Source organism: Vibrio sp. T20, from assembly GCF_007858795.1.
Classification (GTDB): domain Bacteria; phylum Pseudomonadota; class Gammaproteobacteria; order Enterobacterales; family Vibrionaceae; genus Vibrio; species Vibrio satsumensis.
In genome coordinates, this window is sequence record NZ_VFEB01000102.1 from 1 (window position 1) to 18,301 (window position 18,301).

The 18,301-nt window shown below is 42.9% G+C and carries 16 protein-coding genes and 3 pseudogenes; 12 read left to right on the top strand and 7 right to left on the bottom strand.

Annotated features, from left to right (window positions below; all coding sequences use genetic code 11):
* The first annotated feature begins 114 nt into the window (after positions 1-114).
* Positions 115-306, top strand: coding sequence for an AlpA family transcriptional regulator (locus tag FTW16_RS12810; protein WP_186728061.1), 192 nt, complete (start codon positions 115-117; stop codon positions 304-306).
* A pseudogene (locus FTW16_RS12815) lies at positions 303-835 on the top strand (IS3 family transposase); the annotation flags it as partial. The gene FTW16_RS12810 and the pseudogene FTW16_RS12815, both read left to right, overlap by 4 nt.
* A 24-nt stretch (positions 836-859) precedes the next feature.
* Here the strand turns inward: FTW16_RS12815 and kdgR are convergent.
* Positions 860-1,645 carry a DNA-binding transcriptional regulator KdgR gene (gene kdgR / locus FTW16_RS12820; RefSeq protein WP_146491345.1) on the bottom strand — a complete coding sequence of 262 codons (786 nt, stop codon included), beginning with the start codon at positions 1,643-1,645 and terminating at the stop codon, positions 860-862.
* A 257-nt stretch (positions 1,646-1,902) separates the two neighbouring features.
* Between kdgR and kduD the strand changes: the two genes are divergently transcribed.
* The 7 genes and pseudogenes from kduD to FTW16_RS12855 all read left to right on the top strand — a co-directional run bounded on the left by kduD (position 1,903) and on the right by FTW16_RS12855 (position 7,320).
* On the top strand, positions 1,903-2,664 hold the full coding sequence (gene kduD / locus FTW16_RS12825) for a 2-dehydro-3-deoxy-D-gluconate 5-dehydrogenase KduD (protein WP_146491346.1): 762 nt from the start codon (positions 1,903-1,905) through the stop codon (positions 2,662-2,664).
* Positions 2,665-2,694: 30 nt separating this feature from the next.
* Complete coding sequence (locus FTW16_RS12830; protein WP_146491347.1) at positions 2,695-3,213, top strand: YgjV family protein; 519 nt, start codon at positions 2,695-2,697, stop codon at positions 3,211-3,213.
* 18 nt (positions 3,214-3,231) lie between these two features.
* Positions 3,232-3,552: pseudogene (locus FTW16_RS12835) on the top strand (cupin domain-containing protein).
* A 45-nt stretch (positions 3,553-3,597) separates the two neighbouring features.
* A complete protein-coding gene (locus tag FTW16_RS12840; RefSeq protein WP_146491348.1) occupies positions 3,598-4,233 on the top strand; it encodes an RpiB/LacA/LacB family sugar-phosphate isomerase in 636 nt (211 codons plus the stop codon).
* A gap of 195 nt (positions 4,234-4,428) precedes the next feature.
* On the top strand, positions 4,429-5,358 hold the full coding sequence (locus FTW16_RS12845; protein WP_146491349.1) for a sugar kinase: 930 nt from the start codon (positions 4,429-4,431) through the stop codon (positions 5,356-5,358).
* A 29-nt stretch (positions 5,359-5,387) separates the two neighbouring features.
* Entirely contained in the window at positions 5,388-6,011 is a 624-nt protein-coding gene (locus FTW16_RS12850) for a bifunctional 4-hydroxy-2-oxoglutarate aldolase/2-dehydro-3-deoxy-phosphogluconate aldolase (RefSeq protein ID WP_146491350.1), read from the top strand.
* Between the two features lie 302 nt (positions 6,012-6,313).
* Positions 6,314-7,320, top strand: a pseudogene (locus FTW16_RS12855) (IS630 family transposase).
* 300 nt (positions 7,321-7,620) lie between these two features.
* Here FTW16_RS12855 and FTW16_RS12860 read toward each other — a convergent pair.
* The 6 genes from FTW16_RS12860 to FTW16_RS12885 all read right to left on the bottom strand — a co-directional run bounded on the left by FTW16_RS12860 (position 7,621) and on the right by FTW16_RS12885 (position 12,213).
* Positions 7,621-8,670 carry a glycoside hydrolase family 105 protein gene (locus FTW16_RS12860; protein ID WP_146491351.1) on the bottom strand — a complete coding sequence of 350 codons (1,050 nt, stop codon included), beginning with the start codon at positions 8,668-8,670 and terminating at the stop codon, positions 7,621-7,623.
* Positions 8,671-8,747: 77 nt separating this feature from the next.
* Entirely contained in the window at positions 8,748-9,185 is a 438-nt protein-coding gene (agaF, locus tag FTW16_RS12865; RefSeq protein WP_146491352.1) for a PTS galactosamine/N-acetylgalactosamine transporter subunit IIA, read from the bottom strand.
* A 12-nt stretch (positions 9,186-9,197) separates the two neighbouring features.
* On the bottom strand, positions 9,198-10,109 hold the full coding sequence (locus FTW16_RS12870) for a PTS system mannose/fructose/sorbose family transporter subunit IID (protein WP_261383446.1): 912 nt from the start codon (positions 10,107-10,109) through the stop codon (positions 9,198-9,200).
* Complete coding sequence (agaW, locus tag FTW16_RS12875; protein WP_261383447.1) at positions 10,099-10,866, bottom strand: PTS N-acetylgalactosamine transporter subunit IIC; 768 nt, start codon at positions 10,864-10,866, stop codon at positions 10,099-10,101. The genes FTW16_RS12870 and agaW overlap by 11 nt, the downstream gene beginning before the upstream one ends.
* Positions 10,867-10,876: 10 nt before the next feature.
* Positions 10,877-11,365 (bottom strand): PTS system mannose/fructose/N-acetylgalactosamine-transporter subunit IIB, encoded by a 489-nt coding sequence (locus tag FTW16_RS12880; RefSeq protein WP_146491353.1) that lies wholly within the window; start codon positions 11,363-11,365, stop codon positions 10,877-10,879.
* Between the two features lie 11 nt (positions 11,366-11,376).
* Positions 11,377-12,213, bottom strand: coding sequence for a DeoR family transcriptional regulator (locus FTW16_RS12885; protein WP_146491354.1), 837 nt, complete (start codon positions 12,211-12,213; stop codon positions 11,377-11,379).
* Between the two features lie 354 nt (positions 12,214-12,567).
* On the opposite strand from FTW16_RS12885, the gene FTW16_RS12890 reads away from it, so the two are divergent.
* Genes FTW16_RS12890 through FTW16_RS12900 form a run of 3 tightly spaced genes read left to right on the top strand, consistent with a single transcriptional unit; the run spans position 12,568 to position 18,300 of the window.
* A complete protein-coding gene (locus FTW16_RS12890) occupies positions 12,568-13,509 on the top strand; it encodes a hypothetical protein (RefSeq protein ID WP_186728062.1) in 942 nt (313 codons plus the stop codon).
* 34 nt (positions 13,510-13,543) lie between these two features.
* Complete coding sequence (locus tag FTW16_RS12895; RefSeq protein ID WP_146491355.1) at positions 13,544-15,943, top strand: polysaccharide lyase 8 family protein; 2,400 nt, start codon at positions 13,544-13,546, stop codon at positions 15,941-15,943.
* Complete coding sequence (locus FTW16_RS12900; protein WP_146491356.1) at positions 15,940-18,300, top strand: polysaccharide lyase 8 family protein; 2,361 nt, start codon at positions 15,940-15,942, stop codon at positions 18,298-18,300. The genes FTW16_RS12895 and FTW16_RS12900 overlap by 4 nt, the downstream gene beginning before the upstream one ends.
* The last annotated feature ends 1 nt before the right edge of the window (position 18,301 follow it).

The following is an 18,301-nucleotide window of genomic DNA, read 5'->3' on the forward strand; positions in this document are numbered from 1 at the left end:
GGTTCTCCTTTAATCAGGCTTAAGGTCATTCACTTTAATGACATATACCTCAAAAAGGTTTGAATCAGAGTCAGCCTAACCAGCCTCATTTTTTTTACACTATCTCCTTATTCCATGAGGACCACAGGCATAGGAGAACGTCCCATGAGATTTTTAAAGTTAAAAGAAGTGATTGAGAAAACCGCATTAAGCCACTCGGCGATTTATAGAAAAATGAATGACAATAATTTTCTGTTATCAATCAATTTAGGAGATAGAGCTGTCGCTTGGGTTGAAGGGGATATTGATGATTGGATTGAACCATGACAAGCAAGAAGAAACGTACTATCCATTCTCCTGAATTTAAATAAGAGCCCCGGAAGTTAGCAGAAAAAGTGGGAGTTGTTATAGCCGCAAGACAGCTCTCATTACATGAGCCTCAGATCTACGGTTGGCTAAAAGCCAGTTGGCAGAGAAAGCAGAGGAGCTAGAAATAGCAAAAAAGCCTTCACCTATTTAGCGAAAAATCTAAAGTAAATTACTATGAATTTATGCTGAACTTCAGTGTTACCCGTATGACTATGGTGTTCAGAGTTTCTCGAAGTAGGTTTTATTACTGGGTTGAGAATCGTCACAAGCTTGATACCAAAGTAAAAGAAACCTTTGACGTTAGCAAAGAACGAGATGGATCAGACGTATTCAGAAAGAACTGGCTAAGAGCGGTGGTAACCATAATGTTAAGAGCATTGCCGTTAGTATGAAATATCAGGATTTAGTAGCGAAAGCAGCGCGCAAGTTCAAGTTTACAACGGACAGTAAGCATAAAATGTCCGTTGCTCCAAAGCAGCTGAACCAGCTGCTCTATCGCGACTACATCAAATTAGTTGCTGTGGTAGTGTTTATACCCTAGCTTTTCTGAAATGTTCTCGCCCGCTTTATGCAGTAAGCCAACATAGTACGACATGCGTTTTTCGTCGAAACGAATTGTTGGAAATGAGATTGAAACACCAGCAATCACAGTTCCAAAACGGTCGTAGATAGGCGCTGCAATACAGCGTAATCCCGGCTCTTGCTCTTCGTTATCTTCAGCATAATGCTGCTCTTGAACGACTTTCAGTTCAGACAGTAGCTGTTCGGTATTCTCTAATGTTTTGTCTGTGTGTTTTACAAACTCGACATCAGAAAGCGTTTGACGAACTACGTTTTCTTCACGATCGGCTAATAGAACCTTACCAATAGCAGTACTATAAAGAGGATTGCGACGGCCAATTCGAGATTGCATTCTTAAATTATAGCCAGAGTCAATCTTATGGATGTAAATGATGGAGTTTTCATCTAATGCCCCAAGGTGCAATGCCTCGTTGGTCTCTTCAGAGATGGCTCTCATCTCTTTGTCTGCCAACGCAATCAAATCAACATACTCTAAAGACTTTGAGCCCAACTCAAACAGCTTTAGCGTTAGAGAGTACTTATCTGCTTCGCCATCTTGGGAGACATAGCCGAGCGTTTTCATTGTTTGAAGAAAGCGATAGGTCGTCGCCTTTGACATCATTAAACGTTGTGATAGTTCTGAGACGCCAATTTCTTTTTGCTCACCGAGAGCATCAAGAATGCTGAATACCTTTAATACCGAAGAGACTGCCTCTGGCTGAGTCGACTTTTCCATTCTTCTACCTTAGTTAATTTTCTTTTGGCCATTATACCCCGTGAATTGATATCCACCAGTAATTTTAAAATCGCTTTTTAAAAATTTAAAACCAGATGGGATTACGGTTTATTAAAATATGATTCAAATCTATTTTTTTAAAACGTTATTTCAAAAAAAATAGCAACAAGTTGCAATTTGGTGTTATCTTATCGGCATCAACGGTGAGTCTCCTTTTGAATAGGGCCACTAAATCAGACACGTTTGAGGAAATAATTATGATACTTGATTCATTCAATCTTAAAGGTAAAGTCGCCATTGTTACTGGTTGTGACACTGGTCTTGGTCAGGGAATGGCACTTGGTCTGGCGGAAGCTGGCTGTAAGGTGGTGGGCGTTAACTACGTTGAGCCTACAGAAACAATTGAAAAAATGAATCAAGCTGAACATACCTTTTTAGATGTTCGCGCAAATCTATTGAAACAAGAAGATATCCCAACAATTATCGACCAAACTCTGACAGAGTTTGGTCAAGTGGATATTCTAGTAAACAATGCTGGAATCATTCGTCGTGAAGATGCTGTAGAGTTTTCAGAGCAGAACTGGGACGATGTAATGAACATCAACTCAAAAACAGTTTTCTTCATGTCTCAAGCTGTTGCTAAGCAATTTATAGCACAAGGTAAGGGCGGTAAGATCGTTAATATCGCATCTATGCTGTCATACCAGGGTGGTATTCGTGTTCCTTCTTACACCGCTTCGAAAAGTGCTGTAATGGGTATCACACGTGCAATGGCAAATGAGTGGGCTCGCCACAACATCAATGTTAATGCAATTGCACCAGGCTACATGGCAACAAACAATACTCAGGCTCTACGTGAAGATGCTGATAGAAACCAAGCAATTCTAGAGCGTATTCCTGCAAACCGTTGGGGCGCAGCAGTAGATGTTGCGGGCCCTTGTGTTTTTCTAGCATCAAGCGCGTCAGACTACATAAATGGCTACACAGTTGCTGTTGACGGCGGTTGGTTAGCTCGCTAATAAAGCTCCATTTATAGGAAGTGAAGCGAGATGGCAGAATATCTTAGCTTGGCTCAAGTTTTGGGTTATATAAGTTTCATTTTGGGTGTTTCAACTTTCTATCAGAAAGATGATAAAAAGTTAAAAATAGCTATGCTTATTTTTAATCTCAATCATGTCATTCATTTCTTATTATTAGGTTCTATTGTCTCGGTGTTGAGTGCTCTGCTTTCGGCACTGAGGACAGCAACCGCGATATATGTGTCATCAAAAACGGTTACTGTAGGGTTTATTTTCATAAGCTTGGTCAGTGGTGTTTGGTTGTCCAACTCCATTTGGGAACTCTGGCCAATATTAGCGACGATAATTGGGACTTATTCTGTCTTTGTACTGAAAGGTATTCAGATGAGAATCGGTTTTTTAATTGGCGCAACGTGTTGGCTAATTAACAATATTTTAGTCGGTTCGATAGGTGGTACGTTACTTGAAGTAACCGTTATCAGCGTGAATGTAATGACAATATTTCGCCTACTTAAAGAACAGCAGCAAACACTTACGACAAGCAAATAATAAACAATTAGGTGACTCATGCTTGTATACAACAATGATGTTCAATTAGAAGAACTTAGCGATGGTATTTCTCGCAAAGTTCTAGCTCACAACGACAATATGATGAAGAAGTTCACTTTGAAAAAGGTGCTGTAGGTGGTGCAATGCATAACTACCCTCATGAGCAGCCTAACCTACGTTCCTTGTGGTGAGTTCGAATTTACAATTGGTGATGAAACCAAAATCGTAAAAGCGGGCGATACTATGTACAAAGAGCCGAGCATTGAACACGGCTGTGTATGCCTAGAAGCGGGAGTATTGTTTGATAACTTTACTCCAATGCGCAAAGCCTTCGTTTAATTTACAAAATTTAATTTATCGCAGTGTGAACTGCAGGAGAAACCCATGAAAATCGCTCTAATGATGGAAAACAGCCAAGCACCTAAAAACGCTATGGTTGCAGGTGAACTAAACAATGTAGCTGGTGGCCTTGGTCACGATGTATTCAACGTAGGTATGACGGATGAAAACGATCACCACCTAACTTACGTTCACCTAGGCATTCTAGCTAGCCTTGTTCTTAACTCTAAAGCGGCGGATTTCGTTGTAACGGGTTGTGGTACAGGTCAAGGCGCAATGATGGCAAGCAACCTGCACCCAGGTGTTGTTTGTGGTTATGCCCTTGAGCCATCTGATGCTTTCCTATTCAACCAAATCAATAATGGTAACGCAATTTCTCTAGCATTCGCTAAAGGCTTTGGTTGGGCTGGTGAGCTAAACATTCGCTACATCTTTGAAAAAGCATTCACTGGCAACCGCGGTGAAGGTTACCCAATCGAGCGTGCTGCTCCACAACAAGCGAACGCAGCGATCTTAAGCGATGTAAAAGCAGCCGTTTCAAAAGACGTGGTTGAAGGCCTTCGCTCTCTAGATCAAGACCTAGTGAAAGCCGCTATCGGTGGTGCTCAATTCCAAGAGTTTTTCTTCGCAAACTGCCAAGTTTCTGAGATTGCTGAGTACGTGAAGTCTTTATTGGACTAATCACTACCGTACTCATTTATCGGGAAATAAGTTGAGTTATGAAAGCTAGCCGTTATCGGCTGGCTTTTTTTGTCTTGGTCGTATTGTAATTAAACCAAATGCTTAATTCATATTTATTAAAACAAAGGTTTATTTTTTCTTGTTAAGTCTATCCTTTATGGGATAATGGATAGATAAATTGAGAGGAGAGTTTTTATGACCCCCATTACTCGTGTCGCTGTGATCGGCGAATGTATGGTTGAATTAACAAAAAATCAGGGCCAGTTAAAGCAAAGCTTTGGCGGCGATACATTAAATACAGCGGTTTATCTGTCGAGATTAACTGAGCCACACGGAGTGACCACGTCATATGTGACGGGGCTAGGTCAAGACTCGTTCAGCCAAGAGATGCTAACCGCATGGCAAGAAGAGAAGATCAACACTGAGATGGTATACCTTTCTTCAACAAAATTACCCGGTATGTACGCCATTGAGACGACCGAAGAGGGTGAACGTAGCTTCCATTACTGGCGAAATGATTCAGCGGCAAAATATTGGCTTCGTGATCATGCGATTGAAGATTTAGTGAATCAGTTTTGCCAACATCAAATGATTTATTTAAGCGGTATTAGCCTTGCAATCCTGCCACAAGATTGCCTTGAGCCTCTGATGAAGCTCCTTAAGTTATGTCGTAACGAAGGGGTGAAAATCGCGTTTGATAACAACTTCCGTCCAGCGCTTTGGCATGATTTAGACGTTGCACGTTCAGTTTATCAAGATATTCTATCCATTACTGATATTGCTTTCTTAACGTTTGACGACGAAGTCTTACTTTGGGGAGACAATATCGAGCAGCAAGCCATTGATCGCACACAGGCGCTTGGCGTTGAAGAGATAGTTGTGAAGCGTGGCGGTGACGATTGCTTCGTTGTAACCAAAGAAATTTTTGAGTCGGTCTCTTCGAATAAGATCGAAAAAATCGTAGATACGACCGCTGCGGGTGATTCATTCAGTGCAGGTTATCTTGCTAAACGCATTCTTGGCGGTGATATGACGGACTCAGCAAGCTCAGGGCACTTAGTCGCAGGGACAGTAATTCAGCATCGTGGCGCGATTATTCCTACAGAAGTCATGCCAACCATCTAACGGTTTAAAGAAAAATTAAGGGAAATAGAATGAAAACGCTTAATGAACGATTATCTGAAATCAAAGTTGTGCCTGTTATTGCCATTAAAGATGCATCAAAAGCTGCTAAGTTGGCTGAAGTCTTGATTGAAAATGGCTTGCCTTGCGCTGAAGTGACTTTTCGCACTGAGCAAGCATTTGATGCCATCAAAGCAATGCGAGAAGCCTTTCCGGAAATGCTCATTGGCTCTGGAACCGTACTGACAACAGATCAAGTGGACCAGTCAATTGAAGCGGGGGTTGATTTCGTGGTTAGTCCTGGCTTTAACCCTACAACGGTTAAGTACTGTCAGCAACGTAACATCACCATTGTTCCTGGTGTCAATAACCCAAGTTTGGTCGAGCAAGCGATGGAAATGGGCTTACGCACATTGAAGTTCTTCCCTGCTGAACCTTCAGGTGGCGTTAACATGCTTAAAGCACTGACGGCTGTCTATCCGGTTAAATTCATGCCAACAGGTGGTGTGACCCCTAAGAATGTGAACGATTACCTAGCGATTCCTAGCGTATTAGCTTGTGGTGGCACTTGGATGGTACCAAACGACTTAATTGATAATGATAAATGGGATGAGCTTGCGACCTTGGTTCGTGAAGTTGCAGGAATGATCGATTAAATCTGATAGAACTAGTGATAACTTGAATTAGCCCTCTACTGAATTGGCGGTTTTTGTAATGACTATGAATTAAGGCTGGTTCAATTGTTTGAACCAGCCTTAATTTTTGTTCTCTTGAATTAAAAATTAAATAAACTTGTTTACTGTACTCAGCTATGTTTCTGATGTTATCTCATCTAACCACCACTGAGGCTCATTTTTCGTATTCCTTATTAGATATTGAAGTAAAGTATGGCCTTAGAAAAGAGGTTACGTTGTTCGTAGAGCCAATCTAAGTTGAGTTATCCCCGTGATCATTGATGATGCTTGATTTCTTCAATAATGAGGATGACTCTAAGCAAAAAGCAAAAAGCAAAAAGCAAAAACAAGAACTTGAAAACCAGCATGATAGGACTCTTGATGATCGAGTGCGTGATCGTATAAAAGTGGTTCGGGTACATTCATGAAACGACCGTTCTTCGTTACCTTAAAGACGATGAACAATCTGAAAAACTGAGACCTGAAAATGACGGGTTATCGAGTTACTTATCTGTCACGCAAACTATGGTTCTTATTGAACATACCTAACATCATACTCACTAAATTGTGACCGATGTAATGGAACATTTTGATGTTCAATACAGTGGCCATTGCATAAACAAATGGCTGTATCGCAATGGCTTTAGCTACAAGATGCCGAAAGGTGTCCCACATTAGTTTGATGAAGTAAAACAACACGCTTTTATCGAAACTTATGAAGCTCTGAAAGTTGTTTGTGGCAATGGTGAGTCAGTTTTATTTGTTGATGTAGTTCACCCAACTCAAGCAACTGAAATAACACATGGTTGGAGACGTAAAGGGCAAGATAGACACCTTGAAACAACAGGAAGTTGCAGTCGATTAAATATTATCGGTGCGCTGAATTTATCTGATATAGGGGCTACCGTTGTTAACGATTACGAGAGCATTAACAGTGAGAGCATTGTTCGCTGTTTCGCCAATCAAGAGGCCGTTATCCATTAAACTGTAAGTTTCGTATCATCTTAGATGGTGCGGGGTACCATCATAGTCATTTAGTTAGAGATGCAGCATTCGTTCTTAATATTGAGCTTCATTACCTTCCGTTGGCAGTCCTAATCTCAATCTGGTAGAACGCCTTTGGAAAGTGATGAACAAAAAGTCGAGGAATCACATTTATTTCAAAAGCAAACGTGACTTCAAAGAAGTCATTGACCAATTATTTATTGTAACTCTTCCAGAGATTGCAGGCTTTTTGAGGTCTCGAATTAATTATAATGTGCAGGTACTCAAGCCTGCATCTTCAAGCTGATTGGATATAAGTCATATTGTGCAGATGAGTAGTATCTTACAAATTCTAAAGGTAATCGCTGTACCACATTTGATCAATGCTCACTCAGTTAAGTTTATTGGAAAGGCAGCATTGTTCGATTATCAGGTTACTTTTAAGTAATGTGCGTAAATGAATAAGTGTGGTTAAGTTATATTATAGATCAGGGCGAAAAAGGTTCTGATTAACCCTAATAGAGTTAAAACAATAAGTACGAGCGGATCTATTTAGTTTACAACTAATTAGCCGCTAGAAAATTAGTGGCTAATTAGTTTGTTGGGATTACATATTTGCTTTGAGTTTTAGCATTGCGCTTGCTGCAAGTAAGAATGTACCTGCGCCGTAGTCAATGTTGTGATCGAACTCGACGTTGCGAGGGTTGAATGCTGGAAGTTGAACCCAACCAACCATACCGTCATCATGAATGCAGGTTTCAAGCGCGGCCCAAGCTTTGTTTACTAGTGGTAAGTAAGTGTCTTGGTCTAAATGGCCTTCCTGAACACCCCATGCTAAACCGTAGCAGAATAGAGAAGTCGCACTACTCTCAGGCGCTGGGAAGCTTTTAGGGTCGAGTAAGCTTGCGCCCCAGAATCCTGAATCCTGTTGGTACTTGATAACTTCTTTTGCTAGTGACTGGAATAGCTCGATGTATTTGTGTCGAGTTGGGTAGTCTTCTGGCATGAATTCAAGGATGCGAGGAACGGCCGCTAAAACCCAACCGATCCCGCGACTCCAGAATACCTTTTCGCCGTTGGCTTCACGAAATTCGGTGCCTTCCTCGTTAGGAATGTATCGGCTGTCACGGTAGTAAAGGTTTGTTTCTGGATCGAATAGGTGATCTACAGAGTCCCACCACGCATTGTCCATGTAGTCTAGGTATTTGCGGTCACCTGTTACGGCAGAAATACCGGCGAAAGCAGGAGGGGCCATAAATAGTGAATCACACCACCACCAATCGACACGACCCGGTTTTGGTTCGTCAATCATGATGTCAAACGCTATTTTAGCGTATTCAACGGCTTCAGGCACATCAACGATTGGGTAGAGCGGTAGGTATGCTTGGATACAAACGTGATCGTCGGCAAAGCGCTTTAGTGGACCAGCTCTAAAGCCAGTGTTTAGAGAGAAGTCCATTAACCCGTCGAGGTATACAGTGTCGTTTGTTGTTTTCCAAGCGTCTGCTACAGAAAGCCAAAATACACCGCGTTCCCAGTCGGTTGCTTTAAGGAAACGTTTTTTGCCTGTGCTTCTTGTTACGTAGCGAGTTCGATTGTCACGTTGCCAACAGTAGGCTCTCTTCATTAGAGTTTGGATGTTTTCGCTATAGTTCATTATTAATTCCTAGATATGAAAAAGGCACTTCCTTCGCATGACTCTTGGTCTAATGGTGGGGAAGTGCCTTGGTATTGCTACAGGGCGTCTTCGAAAGTATCAGCTTGTGTGTCAGCGGCTTTCAGTTGCTCTTCTGGGTTTACAATTGTTTGGCTTCCGATCTCGATGATTGTCTCTGCGAGTTCGGACACGGTTGTATCATCTCTTTCGAAACATGCGTTGGTGATCATTGGCAGGTTGGTGCCTGCGATAACCTTTACATTTTCGCGATTCATCATGATAGATACAGCGCGGTTGCAAGGTGTGCCGCCTGGGACATCGGTAAGGATAAGAACACCTTGGCCTTTGTCGATTCGGTTGATTGAGCTGATCATTGCTTCTTCTAGCTCTTCTGTAGAGATAGTAGGTACGAAGTCAATAAACTCAACATTGTCTTGCTCACCAACGATGGCTTCTACGGCAGATTTCATGCCTGAAGCGAAGTTGATGTGGCCAGAAACTAGAATACCAATCATTTTATAGTCCTATTAGAGAATGCCGATTAAGTGGCCAGTTACGCCGGCAAATAGTGTCCCGAAGATAAGTACTGTTGGGGATTTGCCTTTCTTAACGAGATAGAACATTAACCAAACCAGAGCCATAGGAAGTAGGCTAGGCATGATTTTGTCTAACATTTCAGTTTGAAGGTCGATGGATGCGGCACCGGCATTAAGTGTTACGTCTGTTTCAAGTTTGACGAACTTAGCTACCATTGAACCGATAACACCTAGACCAACAATGTTTGCTGCACGGCCAAGTTTCTCGGCTTGGTCGGAAAGCTTTTCTAGAGCTGAAACACCTGCGTTGTAGCCTAGGAATAGTAGCCAGAAGTACATAGGGATACGGTAAGCTTGGTATAGAACGAAGAATACCAGTACGCCTAGGGGGTTGCCTTGAAGGGCGATTGAGCTACCAATTGCTAGTGTCAGTGGAAGCATTACAGAGTGGTCTAGTGCATCGCCCACGCCTGACACTGAACCCATTGTCGCAGCTTTAACTGAGGCGATGGTTGCAGGTTTTTCTTTGTTCTCTTCCATCGCGATAGCAAGGCCAAGCGGTAGAGTGAACATTTTTGGGTTGGCGTTGTAAAAGCTAAGGTTGTTCTTTAGAGCTTTCTTAAGGTCTTCTGGATTCTTGTGGATCTTTTCTAGCGCAGGGCTAATTGAGTAACAGAAACCACCGGCTTGCATGCGCGAGTAGTTAAAGTTGCCTTCCATAAGAAGTCCACGAAAGCCGATTTTCCAAAGATCGCGCTTGGTGATGACTTTCTTTGTTGACTTGTCTTCATAGACTGCGGTGTTCGAGGTGATGTTCGAGTTTAGTTCCGAGTCTTTTTGGGTGTCGTTAATGTCCATATTGGCCTCTTTCATGTTCATTGTGCTGTCGTCGTTATAGCTCATCGTCAAACCCGTTAGCTGTTTTTGTTTCTACAGGAGCAGGTTGTTTTAGGTAATCTAAAACCGCGATTGAGGTGAAGATAAGCGCAACACCAAGAATTGGTACATTGAAGTAAATTGAGCAAACAAAACCCAAGAAGAAGTAAGGCAGAATTGTTTTGTTGAACATAGTACGAAGGAGCATTGCAAAACCAACAGCAGGCATCATACCGCCAGCGATTGACATGCCGCGAATCAGCTCTTCTGGAAGGTGATCTTGGATGAACTCAGCGCCAGAGGTGCCGAAGAAGATAGCGCAAAAGCCAACCACAAAGTAAAGGCTACCACGCATGGTTAGTGCGATGTAGATAAGGCGATCGATGCCTTTAAGGTTTAGTGAGTTCGCGTAGTTGTCAGCCTTATCCATCATTGGTGCACAAGATGTAAATAGGAAGATAACCAGTGTTTGCATCGCAAGTGCGAATGGTATTGCCATGCCGATTGCAGCTTCAGGAGTTACATTTAGCTTTACTGCGAACATGGTACCGACAATAGCGCCGATAGTTGTATCTGGTGGCTGAACGCCAGCGTTAGATACCAGTCCAAGCCAAGCAAGTTCGAATGTTGCTCCGGCAATTAGGCCCATTTGTAAGTCGCCAAGTATTAGACCTACAACGGTACCGGTGACTAGTGGGCGGTGAATACCGGTGAATATATCGAATTTATCAATACCACAGAGTGCGGCCCAAATGCCGACTAATAGAGCTTCAGTTAACAACATAGTTAGATTCCTAAATGACTAAGTCTTTTGTTAGTTCAAAGATGCATTCTTTTTGGCTTTCAGGCATGTGTTGAGCTGTAGATACAGACCCGTTAGCCTTAAGCGTTTCGAAAGCTTGCATATCTTCCTTGTTTACGTTGATGTACTTGTTTACTGCTACACGACCTGCGTGGAAGTGCATATTGCCGATGTTAATCTCTGGTAGTGAGATGCCACCTTCGGTAATTCGAGCAAAGCCTTTAGGATCTTTGCAAAGTAGGAGGATTTTTCGAGCAGGGCCAGCCTTTGGTAGGTTCGCGATTGTTTGATCGATGGTTCTGAATAGAACCGCAAAGTCGCTACCTGCAGAAGCTTTGAATGGAGCTTGTAGCGCTTCTAGTTCGGCAATTTCATCATCAGCGACAATAATCGTGTTTGCTTCTGAATGCTTACCCCATTGTAGGCGGATTTGTCCGTGAATTAAGCGTTCATCAATGCGAGCTAAAACGATGTTGGCCATGCTTGTATCTCCTAGATTTGATTTGGTGTAATAATTTCAATTTTATGAGTAAGCGCTTTGTTGATAACGTCGGTGCTTACTGCGTCTTTAATTAAGAATCTGTTTATTTTGCTTGGTTCGCATGCCCATTGGGTTGCGGATGACTCGAAAATCGAATGCACATTGACTATCACTAGCTCTTCTGATGTTTCTGTCAGAAGTCCGATTGCTTGCGCGTCAAACTCGCAGTTTGAGAACGCGCCAAGTTTGAAGTTGAATGCGTCCGCAGTGATAAAAGCTTTGTTAAAACGAAAAGTCTTTAATGAGTTAATCATTTGGGAACCGGTCATCCTCATGCTTTCTGTGTCCACTCGGCCTCCGGTAATAAAGAACTGTCCATTTTTGATGTGGGTCATGTTCTGTATAAGATTTAAATCTCTTGTGACGATGGTTGCGCCTTTGATGTCGTCGAGGTTTTTGAATGCCTCTCGGATGGTGGGCGATGCGTCTACAAATATAATTGAGCCTTGTTCTATTTCTTCTTGTATCAATTCAGTTAATCGACTGTGAATGCTATTGCTATTGCTATTTATTGTTGACGGTTCGTTTGCGTTATTTTCTTTAAAATTAATGTCGGTCAGTATATTTTTTTCTAGGGCATATCCGTGCGCTCTATTGATAAAACCATTTTCGGCAAGGTGTCTTAAGTCAGCTCGGATGGTTGCGCCTGTAACGTTGAAGTGTTCGACCAATTCATCAACGTGAATTTTCCTTTTCAACCCAATTAAATTCACCATTTCTAATCGGCGTTCAAGAGACGTTAGCATTGTTGTCTCCTCTAGAGTTGTCATATGGATTTTCATTTTCATTTGTTTTCATTTTGATTTTCCTTGGGGTTTTAAACAACCTACAAATACATTAAATGTGAATTACATCACGACAAAATTTATGCGTTTAGATGCTTTATAGTTCTTTTTTTTTCTTTTCTTCTTCTTTTATGCTGCATATTCGCGGTGATAGCTCTGAAATATCAATGATTATGGGGCGTATTAAAGAAGCGATGCGCCTTTTGAGTATTTTAACCCTTGTCTGAGTTTTGTTGTGTTTTCATTTGCTTTTAAAATTGTGACGAAGCAAAAGGAAATAAAAATAGAAGTCTCTATTATTATCCGTGGGTTTAAATGGGTAGCAAATTCAAAAACAACATTATTCAAGGGAATTTAATGAGACTTAATAAGTTGTCATTGTTGATATTGAACGTGGTAATAGCGTCAGTGTCGACATCGGTTCAAGCGAGGACGTGGTTTGAATTGGGGGCTGAGTACGAAAGTTATTCGGATAAGACTGATGAGGGGGCGACATATAACTATGAGCGCTTGAATGCTTTGGCGCCTTACGTGCGTTTTTCCCACACTCCAGTTAACAATGAGTGGAATGTGTGGGGCAAGGCTTTTGTGAAGACGTACGAAAATGAGGATATGTATCCTGATGGTAAGTCGACTGGTCAGACTGATCGTGTAGAGATGTATTACACCAAAATGATTCGAAAGGGTAACTGGCGTTTTAGGCCTGGTATTGGCTTTCGACATAATGGTTATGAGTCAGATCGATTTGAGACTGAGTATCGCTTTCTTCCTCAGGCGGATTACTTCATTAGTTCGAATAGTCAGCTTTTCCTTTCGGGCCACGGCTACATAGGTGATGCCAAGGGTAAGCGTATGAGTGATAAGTCTGAGAAGGATTATACCGATTGGGGTTATGAGGCTGAGTTCGGTTGGTTATATCGCTTTGATAGTGGTGACGTTATCAAGCCGCACCTCTTTACTGAATATGACAGCTTTGAGAATAACTACGATGTGGAACTTTGGCAGTTGCGTTTGACCTATACAAAGAAGATTGGTCGCGCGTCGATTACTCCATTTATTCGTTATGGCTTAGGAAGAGAGATTGTTGACCGTTCGCATGTTGACCCAGAAAGGTGGGGGTTGAGTCGTGATAACAATTACCACAGGGCTGGTGTGTACGGCAATGTCGGCATTTCTGGTAAATGGAATGTGGTATACGAGGCGTATTATCAGATTGAGGAGCTTCATGGTACTTACGGTGAAGACTTGCCAGATCGAGATAAGAGTTTCGTGAAGTTAGGCATTCAACGAATTTTCTAATTGCTAAACGTTTTATGAGTATGGGTACAATATTTTGAAATTAAATCATATTACTGCATTGATCGCGTTGTTGGGTTGTTCTGGTTTGCAAGCGGCAGTGCCAGTAGCTCCAGTGGAGACTCCTAGTGTTGGCGTTGTTAGCAATCAGGAAGTGTTCACTGTTATGCGCGATCGTTGGTCGGGTTACTTTCTTGGTGATCAGGCGAAAGGGTTCGATGCACACTTAAATGGCGAAGTGGTCAAAGTAAATGAGAGTGCTAAACGTTTTTTAGCGACTCTCGACATTACAGAACAAGGTTTGTGGCCAGATTTGCTCTTAGATGATGAGTCATCAAAAGGGCGTCGTGTGCTTGGTAAGACTCTTTATGAAACCTTTAACCGATTGTTCGTTTTAGCGCGAGCTTACAAGTTAAGTGGTGGTGAGTTGGAGGGCGATCAGCAATTGCATAGCTCGTTGGTTGAGTCGTTGTCCTTGTTGAATGAGCATTTCTACAATGTCGGCACTGCGGAATGGGGTAACTGGTGGGACTGGCAACTCGGTATCTCACGAGTTGTAAATAACACGTTGGTTGTTATGTATGACGATCTCCCAAGTGAGATTATATCTAACTACGTTGATGCGACTCGTTATTTTGTTCCTCGTCCTACGCATCTAAGTGAAGGATATGGTGCGCCATACTCTACAACGCCGATGATGTTTACTTCGACTGGTGGTAACCGAACTGATAATGCTCAAGTTGTATTGGTTCGCGGAATTTTGGATAAGAACGAAGAAGAAGTGCGAGCGGCAATTGACGCGTTGTCGGACATTATCCCTTATGTAGAAGAGGGTGATGGCTTTTATCGTGATGGCTCATTTATTCAGCACAAGGATTTACCTTATGCCGGTACTTACGGTCAGGTAATGCTTGAAGGCTTGGGAATGTTGCTGGGGGTTGTTGCTACAACACCTTATGAGGCAACCGACCCGAATCTACAGAAAATCTACCCGCTGCTATTGGCCTCTTTCGCGCCGATGATGGTGGACGGAAAGATGATGGATCTTGTTAATGGTAGGGCGATTTCTCGTAAGAATGCTCAAAACCTCAAGGTGGGTCAGGGTGTTTTAGGGGCTATGTTGCTCTACTTGCCGGGAGCTCCTAAAGAACATAAGGCTCAATTGGCGTCATTTATTAAGTCACAGATCGTTGGTGATGATGGTGAATTGACTTTTAAAGGTACGTCAATGTTCAGTAGCTATCAGCTTGCTGTCGACGTGGCTTCGGATGAGTCTATTGTGAAGCAGTCGTCACGCGTTGAGCACAATCAGTTCCCAGAGATGGACCGAGTTGTGCATCATCGTGAGGGGTGGTCTTTTGGTTTGGCTATGCACTCAAGCCGTGTTGGTAATTACGAGTGTATAAATAACGAGAACCGCAAGGGTTGGCATACTGCAGATGGTATGACTTATCTCTTTAATGATGGTTCTGATCACTTCAATAATTCGTGGCCAGTTATCGATTCTTACAAGTTGCCGGGAACGACAGCGCTTCAAGATGAGCGCGAAGAATGTTCGGGGCAAGTGGCAGCGGCTAAGAATGGTCGTCAGGGCTCTATGGAGTGGACTGGTGGCGTTAGTATCGATAGTCATGGCGTGGCCGGGATGGAGTTTGATAGTAGTGCGGGTGGGCTGTCAGCTAAGAAATCTTGGTTTATGTTTGACGATTACATCGTGGCTTTGGGTTCTGATGTTAAGCACGGCTCAAGTACCCCTGCGTTAACGACTATGGAAAACCGCATGATTGCTGCGGGCTCTGAAGTGAAAGTTAATGGTCAAACGTTATTGATGGGTTCGTCAATAGATGAGCCGTTGGAATCTTTGTCGATTAAGTACAGCGAAGATCGCCCTGCTGTTAGCTATGCCTCTATAGATGGGCAATCTGTGATGGTTGAGTCGATGTGTCGTGAGGGCGATTGGTCGGATATTGGTGCTGGTAATGGCAAGGTCGAAGGTTGCTTTGTTGAGGCTACGATTGGTCATGACAGTGGTGATGTGGGTGAATACTCTTATGTGATCTCGCCATTTGGAGCTCCGGTTGCGAAGTCTCAATTACCTTTTGATGTGATTAAAAAGGACTCGAGCGTTCACGCTGTCGAGTACTCAGAATTGGGTTTGTTCGCTGCAAACTTTTGGGGTAAAGGTCAGGCTGGTTCGGTTACTTCAAAATCGCCAATGTCTATCATGATGAAAACTGTCGGTGATGAGGTGGTGGTTTCGGTTTCGGATCCAACTCGTAGTTGGTGGAATACGAAGTTTGAACTGGAAGGCCAATATACGTTGATTTCAGACTCTGATGGTTTGGTGTCACTTGAACAAGGTAATAAGTTCTCTGTTGACCTTTCTGACCTTGCGGGCTCAGGTTATACGTTCAAGCTTAAGCGTGGTTCTAAATGATTAAATTCAAGCAGACGCTAGTTGCTATTGCGTTGGGCGTGGCGTTGTCTGGTTGTGGTTCGGAGGAGTCGCCTTCTGTCGGCGGCTCTTCTGAGTTCTCTGAGCTTCGTGATTATTGGTCTAGTTATTATATTGGCGATCCCTCTTTGCCATTTGATAGGGTGTTGGAAGATACGACCGATTCAATGACCGCTAGTGCCGCTAAGTGGGCTCAGAGTTATCAGCCAAACAGTAATGATGGTCTTTGGAGTGATATACCTTTCGAAATCGACTCGGTAGAGGGTCGAGAGGTGATTGGTGAGCAGTTGTATAAAACATATCAGCGCCTTTTCACTATGGCTCGTGCCTATAGCCTTCCTCAGGGTGATCTTTATCAGGATTCAGAATTGCTTGCTGTTATAGATGAGTCTTTGAGGCTTCTGAATGCAGGATTTTATCGTGAAGGTGCTATTGAGTACGGTAATTGGTGGTTTTGGCAGTTAGGTATTAGTCGCTCGGTTAACGATACGTTGGTTCTCTTGTATGGGGATTTAGAGCCGGATTTAATTGCTTCTTATAATGAAGCTACGACTTACTTTTTGCCAAGCGCTACTCATTTAAATGAGGGGGAGGGATCTACTCGCCCTGTAGAAGAGTCTACTGGTGCTAACCGAGTTCATGCGGCTCAAGTCTTAATGCTGAGAGCGATGCTTTCGGATGATAAGGCCGGCTTTGATGATGTGTCTTCGGCGTTGGATGTGGTGTTGGATGTTGTCGAGGTCGGTGACGGCTTTTATGCTGACGGCTCGTTCATTCAGCATACTGACATTGCTTACAATGGCACTTATGGTAACGGACTTTTAGAAAGTTTGGGGATGCTGTCTGGCGTTATAAGTATGGCTGAGTGGGGAGTTGATTCGGACTATTTAACGGATTTGTATCCGCTATTCGAAAAGTCGTTCTATCCATTTCTTATTGATGGTCGCATGATGGATATGGTTAGTGGTCGGGCTGTTTCGCGCCTTACTGGTCAAAACCATAAAGTTGGCCATGCAGTTTTAAGTTCGATGCTGTTCTACGTTGAATCTGCGCCAGAGCCAATTAATGGTGAGCTTAGGCGTTTTCTTAAAACTCAGATCCACGAAGATGAGTTCTTGGATTTTTTAACTAACCCTCGCTTTTTTAGAAATCATCAGCTTGCGTTGGAAATCGTAAATGATGATTCCATTGAGTTGTTGGGGGAGCGAAGAGCACATGTTCAATTCCCTTCAATGGACCGCGTTGTTCACCATCGAGCTGATTGGAGTTTTGGGGTAGCTTATCATTCGTCGCGCATAGGTAATTATGAGTGTATGGGGGGTGAGAACCTTAAGGGTTGGCATACTGGTGATGGTGTTTCTTACCTTTATAACAATCAGCTTGGCCACTTTACTGACTATTGGGCGTTGGTGGATTCTAAGAAGTTGCCTGGTACTACGGCTACCTCGGATGCTTATGGTGAGTGTAAGGGGCAGTTGCGCGGTGATGGTAATCGTCAGGACTTGATTGATTGGGCTGGGGGCGTTGAACTAAATGGCTTTGGTGCTGTTGGTTTCAATTTTTCAAATGTTGATAATACGCTAGCAGCCAAGAAGTCATGGTTTATGTTTGATGATGTGGTTATTAGTGTTGGTTATGGCATTTCAAATAGTGCAGCTTACACAACGATGGAAAATCGTAAATTCGACAGTTCGGCCAAGGTGAAGGTTAATGGCTCAGAATTGTTGGAAGGTGGTGAATTTCATGGTGCTTTAAGTCGTCTGGAATTAACGGTACCTGAGCAAGAAAACCCTATCACTTATGTTGTGCCTTCTGCGCATGACTCTTCGGTTACCCGAAGTTGCACTACAGGTAATTATAACGAAATCGGGACGAGTGACTCCGAGGTTTCTGGGTGTTTTGCTACTGCGACTTTAAGTCATGGTATGGATGACTTCTATGTTTATCACCTGTATCCGAACTCTCCATCTCATGAGGTCGATGCCTCTGAATTAAATGGCGACTATCAGGTTATTGATAATAGTGATCTAGTTCAGTCGGTGGTGAATGAGCCGCAGTCGGTCGCCGCTTTTAACTTTTGGGGTGAGTCTGATTCGGGAATTGTCCATGCTTATGGGCCTCTCTCTATGATGTATCAGGCTGTGGACGCGCAAACGTTGGAGGTTTCAGTTTCAGACCCTACTAGAGAGCAGGATCTGATTAGATTCAAGCTTGATGTTTCCTATGAAATCATCGCAGATGAGCAAGATCGTTTGACGCAAGATGGAGATGGCGCATTCTCTGTGGATGTGTCGGATCTTGGTGGGCGAAGCTACAAATTTATATTAGTAAGGACGTAAC